At 43.9% G+C, this 23,578-nt stretch carries 25 protein-coding genes and 1 pseudogene; 11 read left to right on the top strand and 15 right to left on the bottom strand.

Annotated elements, in window-relative coordinates:
- The first annotated feature begins 185 nt into the window (after positions 1–185).
- Positions 186–1,772 carry a BCCT family transporter gene (locus AB6E85_RS08460; RefSeq protein WP_048606304.1) on the top strand — a complete coding sequence of 529 codons (1,587 nt, stop codon included), beginning with the start codon at positions 186–188 and terminating at the stop codon, positions 1,770–1,772.
- Positions 1,773–1,900: 128 nt separating this feature from the next.
- On the opposite strand, the gene AB6E85_RS08455 is transcribed toward AB6E85_RS08460, so the two are convergent.
- Positions 1,901–2,263 (bottom strand): RidA family protein, encoded by a 363-nt coding sequence (locus tag AB6E85_RS08455; RefSeq protein WP_017062654.1) that lies wholly within the window; start codon positions 2,261–2,263, stop codon positions 1,901–1,903.
- Between the two features lie 281 nt (positions 2,264–2,544).
- On the opposite strand from AB6E85_RS08455, the gene AB6E85_RS08450 reads away from it, so the two are divergent.
- Entirely contained in the window at positions 2,545–2,991 is a 447-nt protein-coding gene (locus AB6E85_RS08450) for a DUF417 family protein (protein WP_050651721.1), read from the top strand.
- A 105-nt stretch (positions 2,992–3,096) separates the two neighbouring features.
- On the opposite strand, the gene AB6E85_RS08445 is transcribed toward AB6E85_RS08450, so the two are convergent.
- From AB6E85_RS08445 to AB6E85_RS08420, 6 genes are all read right to left on the bottom strand, one after another.
- Positions 3,097–3,573: a GNAT family N-acetyltransferase gene (locus AB6E85_RS08445; protein ID WP_248367605.1), complete on the bottom strand. Its 477-nt coding sequence runs from the start codon at positions 3,571–3,573 to the stop codon at positions 3,097–3,099.
- A gap of 113 nt (positions 3,574–3,686) precedes the next feature.
- Positions 3,687–4,205 carry a GNAT family N-acetyltransferase gene (locus tag AB6E85_RS08440; RefSeq protein ID WP_372142241.1) on the bottom strand — a complete coding sequence of 173 codons (519 nt, stop codon included), beginning with the start codon at positions 4,203–4,205 and terminating at the stop codon, positions 3,687–3,689.
- A 69-nt stretch (positions 4,206–4,274) separates the two neighbouring features.
- Positions 4,275–4,739 (bottom strand): acyltransferase, encoded by a 465-nt coding sequence (locus AB6E85_RS08435; protein ID WP_372142240.1) that lies wholly within the window; start codon positions 4,737–4,739, stop codon positions 4,275–4,277.
- Between the two features lie 113 nt (positions 4,740–4,852).
- A complete protein-coding gene (locus AB6E85_RS08430) occupies positions 4,853–5,002 on the bottom strand; it encodes a hypothetical protein (RefSeq protein ID WP_372142239.1) in 150 nt (49 codons plus the stop codon).
- A gap of 94 nt (positions 5,003–5,096) precedes the next feature.
- Entirely contained in the window at positions 5,097–5,453 is a 357-nt protein-coding gene (locus AB6E85_RS08425) for a hypothetical protein (protein WP_048613370.1), read from the bottom strand.
- 213 nt (positions 5,454–5,666) lie between these two features.
- Complete coding sequence (locus AB6E85_RS08420) at positions 5,667–6,914, bottom strand: RidA family protein (protein ID WP_372142237.1); 1,248 nt, start codon at positions 6,912–6,914, stop codon at positions 5,667–5,669.
- Positions 6,915–7,689: 775 nt separating this feature from the next.
- Here AB6E85_RS08420 and AB6E85_RS08415 point away from each other — a divergent pair.
- On the top strand, positions 7,690–8,124 hold the full coding sequence (locus AB6E85_RS08415) for a hypothetical protein (RefSeq protein WP_372142235.1): 435 nt from the start codon (positions 7,690–7,692) through the stop codon (positions 8,122–8,124).
- A 12-nt stretch (positions 8,125–8,136) separates the two neighbouring features.
- Positions 8,137–8,661 (top strand): hypothetical protein, encoded by a 525-nt coding sequence (locus AB6E85_RS08410; RefSeq protein WP_050648334.1) that lies wholly within the window; start codon positions 8,137–8,139, stop codon positions 8,659–8,661.
- An 81-nt stretch (positions 8,662–8,742) separates the two neighbouring features.
- On the opposite strand, the gene AB6E85_RS08405 is transcribed toward AB6E85_RS08410, so the two are convergent.
- Entirely contained in the window at positions 8,743–9,627 is an 885-nt protein-coding gene (locus AB6E85_RS08405; RefSeq protein WP_017067592.1) for an AraC family transcriptional regulator, read from the bottom strand.
- 193 nt (positions 9,628–9,820) lie between these two features.
- Between AB6E85_RS08405 and AB6E85_RS08400 the strand changes: the two genes are divergently transcribed.
- The 6 genes from AB6E85_RS08400 (at position 9,821) to AB6E85_RS08375 (ending at position 15,800) form a co-directional block, all read left to right on the top strand.
- Entirely contained in the window at positions 9,821–10,969 is a 1,149-nt protein-coding gene (locus AB6E85_RS08400) for an iron-containing alcohol dehydrogenase (RefSeq protein WP_372142234.1), read from the top strand.
- Positions 10,970–11,193: 224 nt separating this feature from the next.
- The gene (locus tag AB6E85_RS08395; protein ID WP_048606287.1) at positions 11,194–11,940 is read left to right on the top strand and encodes an amino acid ABC transporter ATP-binding protein; all 747 of its coding nucleotides are present in this window, start codon (positions 11,194–11,196) and stop codon (positions 11,938–11,940) included.
- The gene (locus tag AB6E85_RS08390; protein ID WP_102444212.1) at positions 11,940–12,737 is read left to right on the top strand and encodes an amino acid ABC transporter permease; all 798 of its coding nucleotides are present in this window, start codon (positions 11,940–11,942) and stop codon (positions 12,735–12,737) included. The genes AB6E85_RS08395 and AB6E85_RS08390 overlap by 1 nt, the downstream gene beginning before the upstream one ends.
- Before the next feature lie 12 nt (positions 12,738–12,749).
- Complete coding sequence (locus AB6E85_RS08385; RefSeq protein ID WP_081230536.1) at positions 12,750–13,559, top strand: transporter substrate-binding domain-containing protein; 810 nt, start codon at positions 12,750–12,752, stop codon at positions 13,557–13,559.
- 177 nt (positions 13,560–13,736) lie between these two features.
- On the top strand, positions 13,737–14,663 hold the full coding sequence (locus AB6E85_RS08380; RefSeq protein WP_081230537.1) for an amino acid ABC transporter permease: 927 nt from the start codon (positions 13,737–13,739) through the stop codon (positions 14,661–14,663).
- Positions 14,664–14,855: 192 nt separating this feature from the next.
- A complete protein-coding gene (locus AB6E85_RS08375) occupies positions 14,856–15,800 on the top strand; it encodes an ADP-ribosylglycohydrolase family protein (protein ID WP_372142232.1) in 945 nt (314 codons plus the stop codon).
- A 64-nt stretch (positions 15,801–15,864) separates the two neighbouring features.
- Here the strand turns inward: AB6E85_RS08375 and AB6E85_RS08370 are convergent, their stop codons facing one another.
- On the bottom strand, positions 15,865–16,749 hold the full coding sequence (locus AB6E85_RS08370) for a LysR family transcriptional regulator (protein ID WP_372142231.1): 885 nt from the start codon (positions 16,747–16,749) through the stop codon (positions 15,865–15,867).
- Positions 16,750–16,851: 102 nt separating this feature from the next.
- Between AB6E85_RS08370 and AB6E85_RS08365 the strand changes: the two genes are divergently transcribed.
- Positions 16,852–17,463 carry a LysE family translocator gene (locus tag AB6E85_RS08365; protein ID WP_372142230.1) on the top strand — a complete coding sequence of 204 codons (612 nt, stop codon included), beginning with the start codon at positions 16,852–16,854 and terminating at the stop codon, positions 17,461–17,463.
- A gap of 69 nt (positions 17,464–17,532) precedes the next feature.
- On the opposite strand, the gene AB6E85_RS08360 is transcribed toward AB6E85_RS08365, so the two are convergent.
- From AB6E85_RS08360 to AB6E85_RS08335, 6 genes and pseudogenes are all read right to left on the bottom strand, one after another.
- Positions 17,533–18,720 carry a DUF1501 domain-containing protein gene (locus tag AB6E85_RS08360; RefSeq protein ID WP_372142229.1) on the bottom strand — a complete coding sequence of 396 codons (1,188 nt, stop codon included), beginning with the start codon at positions 18,718–18,720 and terminating at the stop codon, positions 17,533–17,535.
- Positions 18,721–18,728: 8 nt separating this feature from the next.
- Positions 18,729–20,090 (bottom strand): DUF1800 family protein, encoded by a 1,362-nt coding sequence (locus tag AB6E85_RS08355; protein ID WP_372142227.1) that lies wholly within the window; start codon positions 20,088–20,090, stop codon positions 18,729–18,731.
- A 140-nt stretch (positions 20,091–20,230) separates the two neighbouring features.
- Complete coding sequence (locus tag AB6E85_RS08350; protein WP_372142225.1) at positions 20,231–20,662, bottom strand: GNAT family N-acetyltransferase; 432 nt, start codon at positions 20,660–20,662, stop codon at positions 20,231–20,233.
- A gap of 92 nt (positions 20,663–20,754) precedes the next feature.
- Positions 20,755–21,248, bottom strand: a pseudogene (locus AB6E85_RS08345) (GNAT family N-acetyltransferase).
- 72 nt (positions 21,249–21,320) lie between these two features.
- On the bottom strand, positions 21,321–21,659 hold the full coding sequence (locus AB6E85_RS08340) for a zinc ribbon domain-containing protein YjdM (protein ID WP_372142224.1): 339 nt from the start codon (positions 21,657–21,659) through the stop codon (positions 21,321–21,323).
- A gap of 179 nt (positions 21,660–21,838) precedes the next feature.
- The gene (locus AB6E85_RS08335) at positions 21,839–23,002 is read right to left on the bottom strand and encodes a threonine/serine exporter family protein (RefSeq protein ID WP_004731486.1); all 1,164 of its coding nucleotides are present in this window, start codon (positions 23,000–23,002) and stop codon (positions 21,839–21,841) included.
- Positions 23,003–23,578 lie beyond the last annotated feature (576 nt).

Here is a 23,578-nt window from a genome sequence, read left to right as displayed (position 1 = left end):
AAAATTCGTATCAAAACTAGCCAAAAAGTAGTGATTTAAAGGCGATTTGGGATTCTTTTGGGAATTCGCCCACTTTTTGATAACAAATGTGTTAGTATCGGCGGCTTTTTTGACGAACCTCACATTTCTATGCAAGTGTGGGAGAAATACATAGGCTTGAAAGAGCCAAATATAGCGAAGAAATAATGTCCAACTTGACGCAAGTCGCCAACGAAAACATCAACGCAGAATCTACTTCTATCGATTTCAATAAAGCTCAATCTTTGGGTGAAAAACTGGAACTCGGAAACCCAGTCTTTTGGCTTAGTGGCAGTTTTTTAACCCTCTTTGTCATCCTAGCCTTCACCAACACCTCCGTGTTGTCCGAACTTGTAAACATCGGCTTTAGTTATTCAACTAAATGGTTCGGTGCTTTCTGGCAAGTCCTACTACTTCTCAACTTCATTATCGGTTTAGTGCTTGCACTAGGTCGCACCGGCCACGTTCGCTTAGGAACGCTTGCCCTACCTGAAATGACCACCTTTAAATGGATGTCTATCGTCCTATGTACGCTGCTAGCCGGCGGTGGTGTGTTCTGGGCAGCCGCAGAGCCTATCGCTCACTTTGTTTCAGCTCCGCCACTGTATGGCAACGCAGATCCTCAAGCGATGGCGTTCAATGCTCTATCACAATCTTTCATGCACTGGGGTTTCCTTGCATGGGCAATCTTAGGTGGTTTGTCTTCCATCGTGTTAATGCACTTGCATTACGACAAAGGCCTTCCTCTTAAGCCTCGCACTCTGCTTTACCCAGTACTTGGCGACAAAGCGATTAACAGCTGGGTTGGTAACGTTGTCGACGCATGCAGCATTGTGGCTGTAGCCGCAGGTACTATCGGCCCTATCGGCTTCCTTGGCCTACAAATCAGCTACGCGCTAAGCGAACTGTTTGGCATTTCAGACAGCTTTGCAACTCAAAGTGTTGTTATTATCTTTGCTATCGCAATGTACACGCTTTCTGCTTTGAGCGGCGTGAACAAAGGTATCCAACTGGTAAGCCGTTACAACATCATCTTGTCTGTGTGTCTAATCGGCTACATCCTTCTTGTTGGCCCAACGAGCTTCATCGTTGATGGCTACCTGCAAGGTATGGGCGAAATGGTTGATAACTTCATCCCAATGGCGCTATACCGCCAAGATACCGCATGGCTAGGTGGCTGGACTGTGTTCTTCTGGGGTTGGTTCTTAGGTTATGGCCCAATGATGGCTATCTTCATTGCTCGTATCTCACGTGGCCGTACTATTCGCCAAATGATCGTTTCTATTAGCATCGTTGCACCGCTTGTAACGTGTTTCTGGTTCAGCATCGTTGGTGGTAGTGGTCTAGCGTTTGAATTAGAGAATCCAGGTGTGATTTCTAGTGCGTTCGAAGGCTTCAACCTTCCGGCGGTTCTTCTAGCAATTACTGCGCAACTGCCGTTCCCAACTCTGATTGCAATTCTGTTCCTGATCCTGACGACCACGTTCATCGTGACAACAGGTGACTCAATGACTTACACCATCAGTGTAGTAATGACGGGCACTACAGAGCCGAACGCAGCGGTACGTACCTTCTGGGGTATCATCATGGGTGCGGTAGCGATCGCACTTATCTCAATGGGTTCAGGCGGCATCTCCGCTCTACAGTCGTTCATTGTGATCACAGCCGTTCCTGTATCGTTCATCTTGCTGCCGTGTCTATGGCACGCACCAAAAATCGCGAAGCAGATGGCAAGAGATCAAGGTCTCGCTTAATGCCTAATCCGATTTAGTTTCGGATAACCTAGAACACTAAAAAGCCACTCAAGTGATTCACCTGAGTGGCTTTGTTTTATCTGATCGTTGCTTGTATCGACGAAGCTTATTTCTACCGATAGTTCGGCTTATTGAAACTTTTCACCCGCAGCAACCATAAACGACATCTCAACCAATAGTTCAGGGTTAGCAAGTTCTGCTTTCACGCATGCACGGCTTGGCGCACAACCTTCAGGGAACCACGCTTCCCAAACTTCATTCAGTGCATCAAAGTTAGCGAAATCCGTTAGATAAATAGTCACTGACAATACGCGAGATTTATCACTGTCGACCAAACTCATCATTTCTTCAGCTTGTTCGAAGATTTGCTGAACCTGACTCTTAATTCCTGCCGTTGTATCCGTCTCAGCCACTTCCACAAAGCTTGCGATACCGTTAAAAACAGTTACATCAGACCAACGTTTGGTCGGGTTAATTCTATGAATTTTCACTGGTTATACTCTTCTTATAATTAGAGTGAACATCAGCGTAATCTAATCCAAATCGCGAATGTTGAAAACAAAAATTGGAAAACTCGCGGAACCTTTTGAACAGCACTATCGCCTACCCATTGCTTTGGCTTTCAACATCACCAGCCTTTAAGTTCCTATCGAGACAATAAGTCGTTACCTATTAAGTTTTAAGATAAATATATTAAGTATTATTCACGGCGCGAAATTTAATCTGAGCTATTGCGGTCATATTCAGGGATTTTATTAAATGGAGTACTTTTATGCATGTTCAAACCTATGATTTAAAACAGAGTAACGTCGGATACAACCTAGGCGTGATTGGCGTAGCATTGGTGTTAGCTTGGATTGGTATTTATAAGTTTACGCCAACCGAAGCGATGCTCATTGAACCGCTAATCGCAAATCATCCAGCAATGAACTGGCTTTACAATCTGTTCTCAGTGCAAGCTGTGTCTAACATGGTGGGTGGCGCGGAGATCATTGTCGCGGTTGGACTGATCGTTGGATTTAAGAAACCGACAGTAGCTTTCTATTCAGGCATTGCGGCAGCGGCTATCTTTGTTGTGACACTTAGCTTCCTGATTACAACGCCAAACGCTTGGAAAGTATCGGATGGCATCTTAGTCACTAACTTCTTTTTAGTGAAAGACATCCTGTTTTTAGCGATCGCAATTAGCGTAATCGAACGGAATAAACCTCAGAAATAACTGTAAATCTAGAAGTGGCCAAAACCTAGAAGTAACCTTAAACCTTGAAATAAAAAGGCTCGAAGCTGGCTAGAAGGACGCTGCCAGCTTCTAATGTATAAAGATTTACTTTGCACTAGTATCGTGATTAAAGCGCTGTCTCGTTACCAATCCCCATTTTTCGTCTTGGTATTGATCTTCTACGTAATTATCTGAGGTGTAGTCGCTAACAACCTCTCTCCAGAACTTAACTGCATGCTCTGCGCCCAGTACTTGCTTGATCTCCCAACTGCCTTGGAGATGTTCAAACAACTCACAGATAAACTGCTTGCCGACTTTATTTTTTCTAAAATAAGGCACCACATAGAAGTCGCAAATCTCAAACTCATTTGGGGCTTTAGTTTCAATGGCTGTTAACGCAGCTGGAACACCGTCGATGTAAAGTAAATAGCCCGTTACGGTATCGCCAAGCGTCGGATAAATCTCAAACAAGCCATACTCGTCTGGCTTATCGCCGATGATCTTTGAAAACTCGGCCGCATAGCCCTGATACAAATTCGCATATACCTGCTGATTACCACTATAGACTGTCACAATGTTCATAAACTGATCTCTGTATTGTTTCACACCACAATTGGTGTTAGCTCATCTTGTCTAAATCTATTATCTCATTGATCATAGGACAAATATTAAATATCAAACAGTTACATCGTTACTTAAGTAGATATCGACTTACGATAATAGTTGGCATCTTGATGTTCTCCTTTGAACACCGCGTAGTTCTCAACATGCTCGACCAATTCAAAACCTGTATTGGATAAGATTTTGTTGGAACCGACATTGCCCACTAACGCATAGGCATCAACATATTTAAGGTTGGTCTGCTGCGTCAAATAGTCTAGAAACTGCTTTACTGCGTTAGACGCAATGCCTTTTGAAGCAAAGGAATGACCAACTCGATAGCCTAGCTCTCCACTGTCAGAGCTTTGGTCGATATCGCGAATGTTGATTCTTCCACATACAGTGCCATTGATGTCTTTGATCAACATAGGGATCACCTCACCGTTCTCATATTCAGTGAGAAAGCTCGTGATTTGCTCGGCAACACCCTCATAGGAATAGAAACGGTCTTCCCTAGCTGGGACAAATTGCTCAAACCACTCTCTATTTTCGACCTCAAAATCCAAGAGCGCACTTGCGTCATTCAGTTGAAGTAAGTGTAAAAATACATCCATGACAAATACTCTAATGTTTCCCTAAAAAGCCGCACCTTATGATTCATGAATCGTGGCTTATTAATTCGGTTACGGTAAATCTCTCAATTTCTTGGCTGGGTTACCTGCGTAGATACCTTTTTCGGTGATGTCTTTTGTTACCACACTGCCCGCGCCAATTACTGCACCGTCACAAATGCTCACAGACAGAACCGTAGCGTTAGAACCGATCGTGACGTTGTCAGCTATCAAGGTACGTCCCCAACTGTCTGGATTAGGATCTGGCTTGCCCTCTCTGAATAAATCGTTGGCAAACATGACTCCGTGACCAACAAAGCAGTCACTTCCAATGGTCACATACTCGCAAATAAAGGTGTGAGATTGAATCTTACTTCTCGCACCTATCACGGTGTTCTTTTGAATCTCAACAAAGGGGCCAACGAACACATCATCTTTAAGTTCACAACCATAAACGTTATTTGGTTCGATGATAGTGACATTCTCGCCACAGGTAATATCAGTAATCTGCGCCTTTAACACTCTTGGACTTGCCATACTTCCTCTCGACATTAGCGTCACAATTCAACCTAAGCGATTGTGCCGTATGCATTAAAGTGCATCAAATCGAGATATTGAGAGTTAGCAATGGATCAAAAATTCTGCATAAATTAAAACAGTCCTACCAATACAACTGACAACAGCACCCCACCGATAAAACTTGGGGCGTGGAATGGCTGAGCCCGAGATTTAATGTACTCTTTCTCAAGGTCTTCTTGGTAAGTTTTAACGGCGAGTTCTTTTACGTAGTTATTTTGCATAATAAGCTCCTTCTTAATCAGTAAGAGAAGCTTAAGACTTGAAGTTAGGTTGAGGTAAAGCAAAAAATCAGATTAATTGAACACTTTATTTTTGTTACTCGAGGATTACCCTGAACACATCGTTATTCACACCGCCAACATCTACTAACTCTCCCGGTTTCATTAGAAGCGAGGTGTTCAGCTGTCGTGTTGAACGTGGCTCTTTTGTTTCTCGAATCACTAACATATCGACAAAATAGCCTGAGTCTTGCTTTGATATTGAGCCCGAAAACGTAACGCTTTCAACCCTATCGGCAAGGACTGAATTGAATGTTTTATCCTCTAAAACACCTGCGGAGATGGATGTATCACCATAAAATAGCGTGATGGTTGTTGGGTCGGGTACCAACTCTTGATTGGACGAACACCCTATTAGGGTAAGGCATAGCAGTAAAATGGATCGAAATTGCATAAACGGGTTTCTTTATTACGTTAAGCGTCTGTTTTTCATATTAAAACACTTCAACCTTATAAATACCATGTTTACGGGATAAGCTTAGGTGTGTCGCTTCGATTGGCTTGAGTAATGAGGTGAACGGATCAGATCACGGCCTGTTAAATTTGCTCCCTGTTTGGAAACTAAAGCCGAGATCTGATCGATATTATCGAGAAGGGTTCAATTGATTTAAGCAACAACGTCTTGTGGAGGTGTCCCTTCACAATTAGAAACGACTGCATCAATTTGTACTAAAGCATTCAGTGGGATTTCTGAAACCCCTACTACCGTTCTTGCAGGCAACTCAGCATTAAAGAATGTGGTGTAGATTTCGTTTACCGCATCAATATCTGAAATATCCTTAAGTTGAATATTAATTTTCACCGTATCGTCCATGCTATGGTCAACGCGTTCAATTATCGCCTTAATATTGTTTAAACATTGCTCAGCTTGTTCTTTTGCCCCACCAGCAACAATTTCATTTGTTTTCGGATCTAAAGGTAATTGCCCTGAAATATGATTGTAGTGAGAGAAAGCAACAGTATGCGAATAAGGCATAAATGGTGCAGCATCGGTATTATTGGCTTCTATTACCAGTAAGCGAGTGTCTTCAGGTAATTGTGGCGGTGTTCCGTCGCCATGTGAAATTGATGTATCGATTTGAACTAAAGCACCCATTGGTAATTCAGCGGCGTTAACAACGGTACGAGCAGGAACATAGCTTGGGAAGAATTTAGCACATACTTCATTTACCACTTCCGCATCTGCGATATTTTTTAGGTAGATAGTCGTTTTAACCACATCATTCATTACATGACCGATGCTTTCTAGAATAGCTTTGATGTTTGATAGACATTGTGCTGTTTGCGCTTCAATACCACCATCAACCAACTCACCTGTGGTTACATCTATAGGCAACTGAGCTGAAAGATTGTTGTAGTGAGAAAAGGCTGCAGTCTGCGTGGACACAGTACTTTGAGGTGCATTATCCGTATTTCTTGATACCTTAATTAGCGCGCAAGGTGCTTGTGGTTTAGTGCCTTCACCGTTAGAAATGAGAGCATCCATTTGTACTAGCGCATCGCTGTTTGGCAGTGCAACGACACCCACGACAGTACGTGTTGGCAGGCTGTTGTGGAAGAAGCTTTTGTAAACTTCATCAATAGCATCGATATCAGAAATATTCTTAACGAAAACATTAATCTTCACGACATCATCCATAACATGGTCGATGCTTTCAACAATCGCTTTTATATTATTCAAACATTGTGCGGCTTGATCTTTAATATCACCGACGACTATTTCACCCGTTTTAGGGTCAATCGGAAGTTGAGCAGAAAAGTTATTATAATGAGAAAAAGCGACCGTTTGTGTAGATACAGAATTAATTGGTGCGTTTTCAGTGTTTCTTGAAATTTTAATGATATCGCTACTCATCGGTATTATCCTTTTAATAAAATAGGTATACGTATTTAACAATCGTATTTGGAAGAATGATTAAAGTAGCGCCATGTTAGTTTAATTGTTTTAGGAGAAACGTGATAACCGTCAGGCTATTACTTGACTATAAATCAGCACGTTACAGAATAATTAGTCACAACACGACTAATTATCCGCAATACGGTCGCTAACCGAGTAGTAAATTCTTTCTATTTTCAGATATATTCAACAATCATGAATACTCTCTCAGATAGAGTGAGGAATAATTTTGGTAATTTAGAAAGAATTTGATAGGTCGTTCACACTAAAGTTCTTAAAAACCGCTTACTGACTGTATTGTTTGATTTTTATTCTTATATACGTGCATAAAGTCTTAACCTAAATAACTAATTATTTTAGAGCACTTTTACTATATAAATACATTAATAATAAATTAGAAAATCAAATACCAACATACTGAAATTACCTACAATTCAATACATTTGCTCATCTTGATTAACAAGGGAGTGATGTTCTCATAGGTTGTCCCTTTTCTAAGCCTGCTCTCTCAACAACAGCCTGAGTAAATAGCTCATAGCTGAAACATGTTATGCACCAGACAAATAACTCTTATGTTTCAAGGTCATTATCCAACATATGCCCACCAAGATAGTATGCACGCAACATGAAGATCACTTATCGCTTCATAACGTTTAAATCTATTTGTCGACCTCGAAGAGAGTTCAATATCAATGATTAAACGAATTTGTTTGGTCAACTTGAGGATTAGAAAGTGAACAAAAGAACGAAACTGTTAGGCCTGAGCCTAGTTATGACCTCCCTCTCTGCTCTTGCCGGTGGTGGCTACATCACAGACCCAGCCACTCACATTTCATTCAATTACGACAACGTGACCCTTGAGGTTGCTCAGGAAGAGCTTGCGACATGCCAAGGTGTTGCTGAGTCAACGCTGACAGCACCTACAGAAACCAAGAAAGGAAGTGGCGTAAAAGGCGCTGCTAAAGGGGCGGCGGCTGGCGCTGCTGTTGGCGCTATCTCTGGTGGCTCTGGATCTGACGCTGCCAAGACTGGTGCGGCGATTGGTGTGGTATCCGGTAGAGTTAGCGGCCGACGAGCAGGGGCTCAGGCCGAAGAAGATAACAAAGCCATGTATGCGACTGTGTTGAGAAACTGCATGATTGATAAGAAATACAACGCCCTGAACTAAGGAGATTCGGCAATGACAAAGCTCATTAAAACAAGAGTGTTAGCTGCTCTATTAGCAGGTTTTTCCGCTCCCTCTATGGCTGATATTGCGTTCGGCTTGGGGTATCAGGAGGGTGATAAACTCTCATCTCAATACGTCGACCTGATGTTTCGTGGTGACCTACTTGAGATTGGCGGTGAGTACCAGAACAGAAAGCGTGATGACCAGCTAGAAGACTACGACCAAGACGCGATCAGTGAAGGCATGGCGTTTTTAAAGGTCGGCGCAGGTTACAGCTTCCCGCTTAAACGCATCACGGTTCGCCCTTATTATAATTTCGGCATAGGTGGCGCTCAGCTCAGCGACGAGGTTGATGACGCGGCCAACCCTGACGCAACCTATTTCAACGCCCTCGGTGTATCGACTAAATGGAAGTTTGCAGAGCTAAAAATGGAATGGAGAAACTACCAAGTGGACAGCGGCGAGTCAGAGGGTGAGGATCTACCTTATGACATTGATGAGGATACGTTTAACGTCTCTATTGGTATGGCATTCTAGCGACTGGTTTTATGGGGCTAAACAAACTCGTTAGAGCGGTGAAGCCTTCTACTTTCTCCCGCCAATCAACAATTTAAAGAACTACACCGCTCTTGGAGTAGTATTGAAGTGGCGCTTAAATTCGCGACTGAATTGGGATGGGCTCGAATAGCCGACTCGGCGAGCAGCATCGCTGATTCGCAGGCCTTCTAGTTGAATCAGCTCTTTGGCTTTGTTGAGCCTGACCTTCTTCAAATATTGAAGAGGTGACTCAAACGTCACATTACGGAATGCATTGTGGAAGGCAGACACGCTCATGTTGGCTTCGTCAGCAAGCGATTGAACAGTGATGGTTTGGTCGTACTCTTCATGCACTTTAGACAGCGCTTTGGCAACACGTGCGTAATGTCCATCATGATGAGCTAAATCAAACAGCACACGCCCTTCTGAACCGGTTAATGCGCGGTAGACAATCTCTGTCACCATGGCATCGCCCAAGATGTTGGCTTCAATGTCGCAATGTAGCGTTTTCACCAATCGGGTAAAGCTCTCTAGCATTTGCTCTTCCATTGGCGTCGATTCTAAGCCGCTCGAGTTCTGTTTGTGCTTGTTGCAGTAGCTCTCTAGAAAGCCCTGATCTTCGAGCTTTTTGACTAAGCTATGTAAACGTTGAGAATCAATGCTAATCGACAAGCCAAGCAATGGCTCGCCATTAACAGGCAAGGCTTCGCACTCTAACGGCATTGGCACACCCACCACAAGATAATCACCCGCAGCGTAAGTCACTGGCCTTTCGCCAATGTAGATGTTCTTTTTGCCCTGTCCGAGCATGATAATGCCAGACTGGTAAGTAAATGGCTGACGCTGATTCCCGCCACTACTTCTATACAACCACACGCCGCTAATTTCAGTTTCTCTGATCCCTTCAAGGTCATCCCAACCTTTGTGTTCTACATAAGACTGTAATAACTGCGCGAGTGTTTTCATAAGTGGCGACTTTCCATTCCAAGTGCTAAGAGTAAGTAAGCTAAAGCAGAGGAAGAATATCAAGTTCGTAGAAATAGGCAATTTATTTGGAGGAACAGCTCTTCATTGACCTAGATTACTGTACTAATATGCAAATATAGAAATTGAGCAATAAACCAAAATAACAAATTTCGCTTTACACAAGGAATCTCTGATGCAATTTACTTACGTTAACCCTACTGTTATCCATTTCGGCCAAGGCCAAATCAACGCTATCAGCCAAGCGGTTGATACTTCAAAGAAAGTACTGGTCATCTATGGTGGCGGTTCAATCAAGAGCAACGGTGTTTACGACCAAGTTGTAGAATCTTTGAAAGATCACTCTTGGATTGAGTTCTCTGGCGTTGAAGCAAACCCTACAAAAGAGACGCTAGACAAAGCAGTCGCTCTTGTTAAAGAAGAAAACGTAGAATTCATTATCGCGGTTGGCGGTGGTTCGGTAATCGACGGTTCTAAATACGTTGCTGCAGCGGCTAAATACGACGCCGACGGTTGGGATATCCTAACGGGCAAACACCAAGTAACTGAAGCGACGCCAATCGGTGCGGTACTGACACTTCCTGCAACAGGTTCTGAATCTAACATGGGCGCAGTAATCACGCGTAAAGCGACTCAAGAGAAGCTTGCTTTCCTTAACCCTGCAGTACAGCCTAAGTTTGCGGTTATGGACCCAGATGTAATGAAGTCTCTACCTGAGCGCCAACTGATCAACGGTTTAGTTGATGCGTGGGTTCACGTATGTGAGCAATACATCACGATGCCAACAGACGCGATGGTTCAGGACGGTTACGCAGAAACACTGCTTAAGAACCTGCTTGTACTGGGTAAGCAATACGACGAGCGTGACAACGATGCATGGCGTGCAAACCTAATGTGGACAGCAAACCAAGCGCTTAACGGCCTGATTGGTACGGGTGTTCCTCAAGATTGGGCAACACACATGATTGGCCACGAATTCACTGCACTATGGCACGTAGACCACGCGCGCTCACTTGCGATCGTTCAACCTTCACTACTTCGTAACCAAATTGAAGCGAAACGTGGCAAGCTAGAGCAAATGGGTCGTAACGTATTTGGCCTAGAAGCGGGCGCTGATTTAGCAGAACGCACAATCGCTGCAATCGAAGCCTTCTACCACAGCCTAGACGTAGCAACCATGTTCGACGGTTACGAAACAAACAAAGCAACGGCAATTGACAATGTTGTCGCTCAACTTGAATCACACGGCTACCTACAACTTGGTGAGAATCAAGCAATCACGCCAGAGAAAACACGTGAGATTCTAGAGTCTGCGATTCACTAAGAATCGGGAAAAAGAAAGAAAACAAAGATAGTGATCATACAAAGATGAATTTTCACATCTGACTGAACCCATTACTTTTTTCTTTCGTACAACAGAAGCAGCGTTCATTTTGGGCGCTGCTTTTTAATTTGCCCTACAAGATGCTATTAAATTCTCATAAGTCCCTAATTTTATGTGCAATCATATTTCTATATTGTTAAGGTAAACCTGTCTCTTTACTAGGTATGAACAACGATTTGAACAATCTCAAGGAAATGGTTAAGTTTAAGTCACTTAACAAGTGGTATGGTGATTTTCATGCCCTGAAGGATATCGATTTAAATATTGAACAAGGAGAGATAGTGGTGATTTGCGGACCGTCTGGTTCGGGTAAATCAACCTTGATCCGTTGCATCAATCAGCTAGAACCTTTCGAAAGTGGCGAGCTTTCCGTGCTAGAACAAGTACTCCCGAGTAAGTTCAACACACCGGGTCAAGTCGGGATGGTGTTTCAGCACTTTCATTTATTCCCCCATCTTACCGTGCTTGAGAACCTTACTCTTTCTCCAATTCGTACGCTTAAAAAAAGCAAACAAGAAGCCGAAAAGATAGCAATGCACTATCTCGAGCGTGTGCACATTGCAGAACAAGCCAACAAATACCCAGTGCAACTTTCTGGCGGCCAGCAACAACGTGTGGCTATCGCCCGTTCCCTGTGTATGAAGCCGGAATTACTCTTGTTTGACGAACCCACTTCAGCGCTTGATCCGGAGATGATCAACGAAGTGCTCGATGTGATGGTTGAACTGGCGAGTGAAGGCATCACGATGGTGTGTGTCACCCACGAAATGGGCTTTGCAAAACAAGTGGCCGACCGCGTTATCTTCATGGATGAAGGACAAATTGTGGAATCGAATACCCCACAAGCGCTCTTTGAAAACCCTCAACATGAACGTACTCAAGCGTTCCTAAATCAGATCCTGACTTATTGATGTTGATTCGAATTATTAAACCCGCCCTTTCCGCTCTAGTACAAATTGTTGTATTGGTGGCTGCTGTTGTTTGGATTCTCGATTCTGGCGCACAAACCATGGGATACAGCTGGCAATGGGAGCGCGTGCCGGACTATATTGCTTTCTATGAAGATGGCGAATGGTGGCCTGCAGAGTTAGTCGAAGGGTTGTTGGTTACTATCAATATCTCTCTGATTTCTTTGGTCGCGACGCTGTTCATCGGCTTAACGACAGCGCTATTGAGAAACTCAAATTCTGTGGTTGGACGCACCTTAGCCACCAGCTATGTTGAGTTGATTCGTAACACGCCGTTATTAGTACAAATTTATTTACTCTATTTTGTGTTTGGCCCCGTGTTAGGGCTGGATCGTTTTAGCACTGCCGTTTTAGCCTTGGCACTTTTCCAAGGTGCTTACACCGCCGAAATCTTCCGTGCTGGTTTAAATGGTATTGCGAGAGGACAATTTGAAGCAGCTCAATCTTTGGGCTTATCAAAGACCTATACTTACTGGGATGTGATTCTTCCTCAGGTGGTGCAACGCACCTTGCCACCTTTGACTAATGAAGTGATCTCTCTTATCAAAAACTCTTCGATTGTGAGTGTCATGGCTATCTTTGACCTAACAACCGAAGCCAGAAACATCGTTTCTGAAACCGCGATGCCATTTGAGATTTGGTTCTCTGTGGCGATCATTTACCTTGCACTTACACTTTCACTTTCTGCCGTTGCAGCTTGGCTTGAGCATAAGCTCGGAGCTAACTGGCGAACACAATAAGGATTTATCAGCATGAAGCTATTTAAAACCGCAATTACAGCCCTACTTGCGCTTGCCGTCAGTTTGCCTGCACTTGCTTCTGAAACGCCTAACCTAGACAAAATCAACGAACGCGGCTCTCTACGCGTTGGTATGTCGACATTTGTTCCTTGGGCGATGCGTAACAAACAAGGCGATCTTGTTGGCTTTGAAATCGACGTGGCGAAACGCCTTGCCGAAGATTCGGGTTGGAAAGTCGAGTTCGTTCCTACGGCATGGGACGGCATCATCCCTTCTCTACTTTCGAACAAGTTTGATGTGATCATCGGCGGTATGTCTATTACTGAAGCGCGAGCTAAAAGCGTACTGTTCACTGAACCATACTCGCACTCTGGTGTTCAACTGGCTGCTAATAAAGAGCTAGCGGAAGGTTTTACTCAGATCTCTGATTTTGATTCTCGTCGCGTGAAAATTGCTGCTCGTCGTGGTGCGTTCACAGTTCAAGTGGCTCGTGAAACCTTCCCTAAAGCGAAAGTTCTACAGTTCGATGACGATGCTCAAGCATTCCAAGAAGTGTTAAACGGCAACGCGCACGCGGTTATCGCGTCTAGCCCGAAACCAGAACACGAAGCGATCAAAAACGCAGACACGCTATTTATTCCATTTGAAGAGCGTCTATCCAAAGGTAACGAAGCATTTGCAGTTCGCCTGGGTGAAACTGACAAGGCAGAGTTCTTCAACGAATGGATCAAAGCACGTACTGAAGACGGTTGGTTGAAAGAGCGTTACGAGTACTGGTTCTCTACTTTAGATTGGCAAGACCAGATTGCTCAAGGTCAGTAATCTGAAGTTGAGCTCACTTTTTAATATGAGCTAATCTGTCGAATCTAAATCAAGGCAGTGCACTGTTTGCACTGCCTTCTCATCGACGATTTAAGTAGCCTTTTTAAGTAGCTTTATTTGATTCGTCTTAGATCCAAGCAACAACCCAATAATAATTAATGTTTAAACAGGAATGACGTGAGTAGTACTAGCGCATTAACAACACCTAAGCCCAACGTTCATATGAAGCCTTGGTATCAACGCCTTACTCTTTTAGATGGTGTGTTACTCGCTGTCATTTGTGTGTTTGCAGGCTGGCTTTATTATCGCTCTGCTGTTGGTATTAACTACCAGTGGCGCTGGGAAGATGCGTTTACCCTGATTTTTATTCCGCCATCCGAAGGTAACGTCCCGTACTTTTTCCAAGGCTTGATCGCCACACTGCGCTTGAGTGTCTGGAGCATGGTGTTAGCACTCTCTTTTGGCACATTACTTGGCGTTGCAAGGCACTCTAAAATTGCTTTCTTTCGTACACCTGCGCTGATTTTTATCCAGTTGGTTCGAAATATTCCACCACTGGTCTTTGTCTTCATATTCTATTTCTTCGTTTCTAACCAACTGATTCCATTACTTGGTTTAGAAAGTATCTTGCGTGAACACAACGGCGATATTAACGCTGTTCAAGCCTTTCTGTTTGGTCCTGCTAACCTTTGGGAAAACTTAGCGTCTGGTGTTATCTGTATTGGTTTGCTCTCTTCGGCTTACATCGCAGAAGTGATTCGAGCTGGCTTAGAAAGTATTCCAAAAGGGCAATGGGAAGCGGCTGACTCGCTCGGCTTATCGGCGTTGTCTAAGTATCGATTTGTGGTTGGCCCGCAAGTATTAACGGCCATCACACCGCCATTGGCTGGCCAAGCAATCTCTTTGGTTAAAGACACGTCGATTGTGTCTCTGATTTCGATCCAAGAGATGACTTTCGTTGGTACTGAAATGGCAAACTCGTCAGGTTTGATCTTCGAGATCTGGCTGATTGTAGGCTTCGTATATTTTGCTTTATGCTTTGTGCTTTCACGCCTGTTCAAAGTAATTGAGCAACGTTCTAGTGCTTACCTTAACCATCAGTAACGTCATTAATCAGAAGTACCGACTCGCCCAACTATTCATCACCCTTACCCATTTCACCTGATTGGTTTAAGTTATTGACCAATCAGGATTTATTCCTTCATATTTCTTCTTAGAAACACAGCAAAATACTCGTCTAATCACTATACTTAACGTATCGAACTACGTTGATTCATCTCAAGGACATTGCTCAACATGGACAATCATAAAGAAAGAGCTTTTTACGCCGTTGTCGGCGCATTGGTTGGAGACGCCGCTTCAATGGGGCTGCACTGGCTGTATGACCAAGAGAGGATCTTACACGTGGCTGGTTTTGAGCCTGAATTTCGCTCACCGAATCGGTTCGATTATCAAGACAAAGGCTACTTTGCGCACCAAGGAAAAACCGCAGGTGAACAATCGCAATATGGTGCTCAGCTATTGGCGATGGTCGACAGTTTAGTTGACAACCAAAAATACGATGAAGCGAGCTACATCAAACACTTCCGCTTCTGGTTTGATTTTGGTGGTAGTTGGCGAGGCTACATTGATAAAGCGACTCGTATGAGCTTGTTGAACATCCATCAATTAGAATTGGCAAACGCCCCAATTACAGCCTGTGGCGCGGATGATACACAGCTCCCCGCAGTCTCAAAGATCATTCCATTAGTGGCGTGTACTTATACCTCTCACACTTTGCCAGCGATGGTAGAGAGCGCGGTACGAGTGACCAACAACAACGACAAAGCCGTGGAATGGGCGCAAGCCATCACCCTACTGATTCAAGCAGCAATTCAGGGCAACTCGCCACTGCAATCGGTAGAAATGGTGCGACAAACTTGTAGCAAGTTCATACACGATCAAATCGACGAAGCACTGGCTGATCCAGAGCTTTCGATTACAGATGCCGCGAAGAAGTTTGGATTGCATTGTGAATTGAGCGCTGCGTTCCCCTTGCTGATACGCATCATTGCGGGTGCTCAGAGTTATCAACAAGGCATTCGCGACAATATCTTGTGTGGTGGTGACAGCTGCGGTCGTGCGATTGTGATTGGTGCGGTATTAGCGGCGTGTTTCTACGAAGAAGACGGTGGAATTCCAACCGAATGGCTAAAACAAGTCAAACTCAATGGCGGTGTACTGTCTTTGCCTATTGAGTGATTCCCACAATAGCGAACTAAAGTCTGACATAAGACAAGCACACTGCTAGGTCAGACTATCGTTCCTATAAAGTTGGAACACACTGTGACAACTCATTCTTTAGCCACACCACAAACGGGCTTTCTGGCTCATCATGGTTGCTATCTTGTGTGAGCAATATGTACTGATGGCCGGAAGGTACAAAGCCGAACGGCGCGATTAAGTTGCCTCTATGCAAATCATCAACCACCAATGGATAAGAACCAAGAGCCGCTCCTAGCCCATCAACGGCCGCTTGAAAGCAAAAATAGAAGTGTGCAAAGGTTTGGTTTGAAATAGCTTGCGACACCATTCGGCTATCAAATTCACTATCTTTGGTGATGGATGCCCAGTGGCTCCAAGCGTTTGGTCGCGTGGCGCTGTGCAGTAATTTCACATCGGCTAGTTTGTCTTTGACCTGTTGCCAATAATCAGGTGAGAACACAGGGCCAACCCATTCTTCGACCAACGGTATCTGTTTGTAATGCTCGGTTACGTTGAAGTCGTCCCGGCGAATGGCCATATCTAAACCAGTTGCGCCTAATGTCACAGGTCCACCTGCGGTAGACAATCGAACATCAATTCCGGATTCGTTATAGAAATCACCGAGTCGAGGCATTAACCAACGCATGGTCAATGTGGGTTCGCATGAGACTTCCAACGCGTGATGATTCAGCTGATTAAGCTTGTGGACCCCAGTCTCCAAGGCTTGGAACGCTTGCTCTGTGTAACTTTTGAGTAATTCCCCTTCTTTGGTGAGACACACATTCCTGCCCTGTTTGTAGAACAAAACTTGGGATAAGTGATTTTCCAATACCTTGATCTGCTTACTGACTGCGCCATGTGTGATATTGAGTTTATCCGCCGCTTCACTGTAACTGCTCGAATGCGCTGCAACGTGGAAAATATGGAATGCTTTCAAATGTCTCATGTGTGATTTTTTCTCACAGATAGGTGGAATTCATTTCGATTATAGGCAGCAATAAAAAACCATACAATGCTGGCTCATCAAATATAAAGAGTTGGAGTCATTATGGAGTGGTTAAGCCTAGCAGTATTGGGACTATTGATTGTTATTAGTCCAGGCGCTGATTTCGTTTTAGTTTTAAAAAACAGTGTCAATCAAGGAAGACAAGCAGGGATTTGGACTGCAATAGGTGTGAGTTTAGCCATTTGTGTTCACATCAGTTATTCAATGCTTGGAATCAGTTACTTAATCTCACAGAATGAGCAGCTGTTTGACATGATCAGATACGCAGGCGCAGGCTACCTTATTTATCTAGGACTAAAAGGTATCTTGAGTGCGAACAACAAGCTTGCACCTACGGAAGATGCAAAGCAAAGCACCAGTGTTTGGCGCTATTTAGCCCAAGGCTTTTTATGTAACGTGCTCAACCCAAAAACCATGTTGTTCTTCTTGAGCATCTTCAGCCAAGTCATCTCACCTGACGCAGAAAACCAGCATGTCGCACTTGGCTATGGGCTTTACATGATCGTTCTTCACGGCTTATGGTTTGGCGTTGTCGCTATGCTGTTTACTTCGAATACATTGCAAAAGCATCTATTAAGAGCAAAGAAAAGGCTTAATCAAGCGTGTGGATTTGGCTTAGTGACGTTCGGAGCACTGTTGGCGATTAAATCGTAAACAAGCGAGTCACAAATAGAAAGCGATTCAAAACGACTGAATCGCATCTAACTGTCTCTTGGTAAACCTCTAAACAAGATTCATCGGTCTAATATCGGCACTATCAGGGAAGATAGCGTTGAGTTGTTTCACTTCTATCGATAAATGTTGGTTGAGCACGCCCTTGATAACCGAACGCATATCAGTCGTTGGATTAAGGTCTCGGCCTTCATATAGCTGGCTTTGGCTCAAGCCCGGCCAATTGGCAATAACCTTACCACCCGCTCCTTTCAACGATGGCAGCGCACCACCCGCAATAAACATAACGTTGCCAGTGCCATGGTCGGTGCCTTTAGTGCCATTTTCTTTTGCTGTTCGACCAAACTCACTGGCCGCGATGATCACTGTCTTCTGCCAACGATCACCTAGTGAAGCCTTGAGAGCCGCTAACCCAACATCCAAAGTTTTAAGTTGATTGCTCAACCTACCATTTACGCTACCTTGATTGGCGTGAGTGTCCCATCCACCGAGTTCTAACGCTGCGATGTTTGGTCCGTTATCAGCCGATAAGATATCGCCTGTTTTACCCATCAATGATTTAAACTGTTTGCCGACACCTTGGTCTCCCACCAATTGATCTATCTTCATGACACTTTCAAAGTTTGAAGACAGCATTTGGTCACTTTGAAACAGCTCTTCCAGCAGTTCCGTTTGTTTATCGCGTGTTTTTAAGCGGTTTGGGTACCAACTTGCCACGGTCGATTCGCCCTGCATGATGAGTGGTAAGCCCGAATCAATCGCTATTCCATCGTATTTTTCTGAGCTCAACGAGAGTAAACGGTTAATCCATCCTACGGTGTTAAACGGGTCGGAAGTGCCATTCTCTAATATCTTCTGTCCTTCAAAATGTGAACGCTCGCGATAAGCGGTTGAACAAGCGTGTACAAAGCTGAGTTCGTTATTTTCATACCATTGATGGCATTGCTTTAGAGATGGATGAAGCCCAAAGAAATCATCCAACTTCAGTAGCTGTTCTGGTTTCAATCCGATGTTGGGTCTCAAATTAGAGTAATCAGGATCGGCATGCGGCACTACAACATTTAAACCATCTATCGCGCCACGCAGTGATACCCAAATTAAGATATTGTCTGAAGCTGTTTTTGCAAAGCTTGGAAATGGCAGTATCGCACTGACGCCAACAGCCGCCGCAATGCCCATGAACTGACGGCGGTTAATACTATGTGGCGCTTTATTCTGAGAACAATCTGACTTTTTCATACCCACTCCTAACGATATTGAAACTGCGGGCTTAGCCACAACAGGGAAAGTTGCATTGCAGCGCTGTCGGCTTTGTTCAATACAATTTGAGTGTGTTCATCAATAGCATCGCCATATAAACCCGCGATCACTTTATCCACTACCGATTTCGGTTTAACTCCCGACGCTTTAGCCGATTTTATTGCAGCAGATGCAAGCCTATTCGCAACTTGCATACGTTGAGTCAACGCCGAAGGGCTATTGTAGTCTCTGTCTTGATCCGACCAGCCTGCTGGTGAACCCGGTTTAAAAGGAGGCTGCCCTAAATTGTTGAGAGCATTGAATGCCTGTTTCTCGTTTAAAGAAATATCGGCACTACGAAGGACGGCAAACAGCCACTCCTTCGGCGGTCTAAAACGATTGGGGTTAGGTTTACTCGCCTCAGCGCTGTTCAATAACAAGCGATAAATAGGCAGCAAATCTCCTTCACCTTTCAGATATTCAGCAACCATTTGATTTAAGAGTTCTTTAGGTATGTCGCCAATGAAATGCTGGCAAAGCTTGCCAACCAAGTGTGTAGCAGTGTCTTTGTGGGTCGCTAAGGTTTTTAAACACGACTCTCCTTGCGAGACGCCGGATTGAGAATAAGCCTTTCCAAGCAGTGTGATACTTCCTGGCTCATGCAGGTTATTAGCAAATCGAAACCCAGCATCAGGAGATTTAAATTTAATGCCCCAGCCTGAAATAGCTTTTGCTAAGGCAATGACGTCTTGCTGAGTGTAAGAACCGTTAACGCCAAGAGTGTGGAGTTCCAAAATCTCACGCGCGAGGTTCTCATTGAGTCCCTTATTACGGCGCTTTCCGACTTTTGAATTGGGACCAATCGAGAGTTGATTATCGAGATACAGAAGCATCGCAGGATGTTTAGAAGAAGCCATCAGCATCTCACCAAAGTTACCATTCCAATGCTGGCGAACCACATCGTTTTCTATACTTGCCGCTAAGGGCATCAGTTTTCGATTATCGACCGAGATGGCGAAGTGATTGCTCCAAAACTGAATGATGCGCTCTTGAAAACCATAAGGGGTATCAACGCTTTGTAGGTGGCGAGCTTGAGCTTGTTGTCGATACTGCGTTCGAAGAAAAGACTGCGCTTCTTTCTTCATAGCTTGCATCTGTTGTTCGTTACCCTTGGCCTTCATTCGTTGTACACGATTCTCTCCTACTTTAATCAGAGTAGATTCGGTACTCGGTAAGTCTTGTATAGCTTGGTGAACGAATGGCTTTTTATCCAACTGTTCTACAGGAGAATAATAGGTTGTTTGACCTAATCTAGGCCCAAAACCAAACCTTTGTTCACCCACGATTTTTGAAGTCGGGTAATAATTCATTGCACACTCCCTTACGCTCGATCTTTTCTAAGTGTAATCGCTTAGTCATCAAGCATAGGGAGCTTTACAAGGTTTTACGTTAGATGGGTGTCAGGTGCCTATCAAGTTACAGACACGGTGTGATCATTTTGAATGAATGTCTATTTACGCCACATATAGACAAACTGCTCGTTCTGAGAGGTGATTTCAAAGCCAAATCTCAGATACAACTGCCCAACTCGATTACCTTGTAGATAACAAAGTTCGATGCGTTTATTGAGGCTGTCAGCCTTAGTTAAGCAATCTTTCAGTACTTGGCTGCCAATGCCCTTTCCATGATACTCAGGCAGTAAGAAGAATCGACAAAAATAGAAATGTTCGCCTTTGTCTTGCAACAACACACTGCCAATCGCTTGACCTTGATATTCAATGATTTCAGGTCGTTCTTCTGCCCACTCTTCGGCGTGTATAACTCGTTGAATCTGCTCATCCCAACCAAATACGGCCTTGATCGGTTCAAACTCAGCGGCTTTCTTAAGCTCGAACAGAAATTCATAATCTGATGACTGAGCCGGTCTTGTTGAATACTTCAAAATACCTCCAACAATAATTGGCTATGGTTTCATTTTCGTTTAAGCCGGAATTCAGAGCCCCCGACACAACCAAAAATGCCACGCTTAAATGTTCATTTTGGTTCTAGTTGGTAACGTAAGACTTCGTGTTTATCTTGCTCTGAATAAAAGGTATTCAGGAATTGTCCACCGCACTTCTCTATCACCTTTTGCGAAGCTATATTGCCCCTCTCACACGTAATAATAGCGCTTTCGGACAATACGTGCGTTGAGCCCAAGACAACATATGACTTGCGATACCCCGCCCTCTGGTTTGCGGCAGGGTCTCATACCCGATATGTCCAATGACATCGTGAATGTACGGACTGGTACCATGACGAACTCTTATCACTCCAAGAATACGGCCAGACTCGAAACAAAAATAAGTAGAAGCAGGCGTCCACCCTTCTGGCAAGCCCTCACCTTTTGAATAAGCAATTCGTTTTTCCAAATAGGCATCACTGCCATCAGAAATGCCCGTGTAAATATCTAACCCATCTTCAGTACAGGCATTCACATAGTGATGAAAGGCAGTTGAATGCGAAAGAGCAGCTTTAACCATGTCCATATAATGTTGATTCTCCTCCGGTTTTTACGCTATTTAGTTCAGTAGCAACTCGCAATTTTGACCGATTATCGACTATTGCTTCTTAACGTACTTCGCCGTAACCAGCATTTCACCGCCACCATCCAACTTACAATCTAGCTGATGGTCTTTGCCTTCATTGATACGTCGAATCACGGCTTTAGTACCAATTTTCAATACGCTAGAACTGCCTTTCACTTTAAGATCTTTAATGAAAGTTACTTTGTCTCCAGTCTCTAACACAGCACCATTCACGTCCTTAACACGCGCAGCTTCTCTTTCTAAACGTTCTTCTTCCGGATTCCATTCATAGGCACACTCAGGGCAGATTAGGTTGTTTTGGTCTTGATAGACATATTCAGATTGGCATTGCGGGCAAGGAGTTAGAGACATACGTTAATACTTCATTTAAATAGAATTTGCTTCATTTTAATGACTCTTGTTAGGCTTAGCGAGCATAAATCTAACAAGTTTTACGGAGAGCTAATTGTCTTTAAAAAAGAGCCCTTCCTAAAACGAACAAACACAGCCGCTAAGCTGTGTTTGTTTAAAAATTTGAGAAGCGGAACAGTTTAACGTTCGACTTTTGGTGAGTAAATCGAGTAAGCGGTGATTTGCCCTGCCACGATTGCCGAGAACATGAATAACGCCGACAAACCGATACTCGGGATAGGTAAAATCGATTGTTCAAACACCGACTGGCTGGCACTCACTAATACTCGACTACCCGGAACCAAGATGATAATCCCCTGCACGATATAAATAGAGCCCGTGAGCTCCATCTTTTTAGCAATCCAAGTTCCGTACAAAGTAATAAGAACCGTCGTAACCCAAGTGCCGACAACCCAACCACTATCAAAACCTAGATAGAATGGGCCCCACATACCGAGAACCGCTACTGGTAAGCCAAGCAAGATGTCTTTAGGGCGAGCATTAAACATCACACCGATAGACACAGAGATCAGCACCAAGCCCGATATGTGCATCCACATCGGTACCGCATTGGTATAGTCGATGGAAACCGCTTGTCCCCATATCGCTTCACCGATGTTGAGCCCCATGATAATCCCGACAAACAGCTTAATCAGCGTTAATGCGCTCTGCCCAAGCAAGCTGGTACCAGAGACTAGATCATTAAACGCCAAACATTCTAATGCGTTGGCTATGGATAACCCGGGGACAAACAAGACAATCGAGGCGATACACAACGCCCACACCGGAATCGGCAACCCTGTACTCGCCAGAAACGCCACAAAGATACCCGTTAACAGTGCCGAGATGAATTCAACCGCGATAGCGCGACGTGAATGAAGAACTTGTTGACATACCCAAACCATCAAACCCAATAACGCGGAAAAGCCCACCGCTTCCAACGTACTGCCCACCAGCATCAAATAGGCCGGCGGAATACCCATATTGGCAAGTGCAGTCACAAATTTGGAGTAGCCGACAGGCTCTGGTACAGGCTCACTGCTTGGCTGGTTAATACGAATGATCGTATTGGCCAACAAACTCAGGTTAATTGACGCAGGCTTTAGACGCTTAAGAATAACGGCGTTGTTATCGTCTGGAAATTGATAGTTAATCGCAGTTGGCGTTGCTTGGATCATCACGTCAACACCATGCTTTTTTGCATAGAATTGAGTGTATTTCTCTAGCTTGTAAGGAGCACAGCCACTGCGGTGAAGAGTGTCACCAATTTCAACAATTTTGTTAATTCGGAACTGAGAAGGCATGGGTATTTTAGGGGAGACAAAATGTGCGGCAAATGTACCAAACGATAGACGGAATGACGAGACTTTTGCGTGAATTATCAACTGAACTCGTTACTTTTTTCTGCAAAGCCTTAGAAGTGCCTATAACTCTACTCATTTGGGATTAGTTTACTGAATATTTTGACCGGCTGATAAGTTAAATTTATGCATTCAGATTGTTATTAGTGGACGCCAAAACACAAATAAAAATCAGTTTATGTTAACACTCCAAATTCCTTAATTTTCATGAGATTTATGACAGCCAAGTACCACTAAAACAAGTTTATAAATTAAGGCGGATTTATCGCAAAAACAGCATGACATTTACTATTATTTCTCGCCCTCCTTTTTTAGAGATTTTAGTCACATTTTATTCACTCTGAAAATGCCGAACATGATGGAAAAACTAGCGGAGTGGTGGTTATGCGAGCACTTAGAATAAAAATGAAAGAAAAAGGTTTCGTTTTCAGTTAGATGTGGCATTATCAAACTCGTTAAGACGATGTGCGTGCATCGTATAATGGCTATTACCTCAGCCTTCCAAGCTGATGATGCGGG

The organism is Vibrio sp. 10N.247.311.51 (assembly GCF_041467855.1).
GTDB lineage: Bacteria > Pseudomonadota > Gammaproteobacteria > Enterobacterales > Vibrionaceae > Vibrio > Vibrio coralliirubri.
The sequence above is the reverse complement of the archived record's forward strand: the minus strand, read 5'-3'. Positions and strand labels throughout refer to the sequence as shown.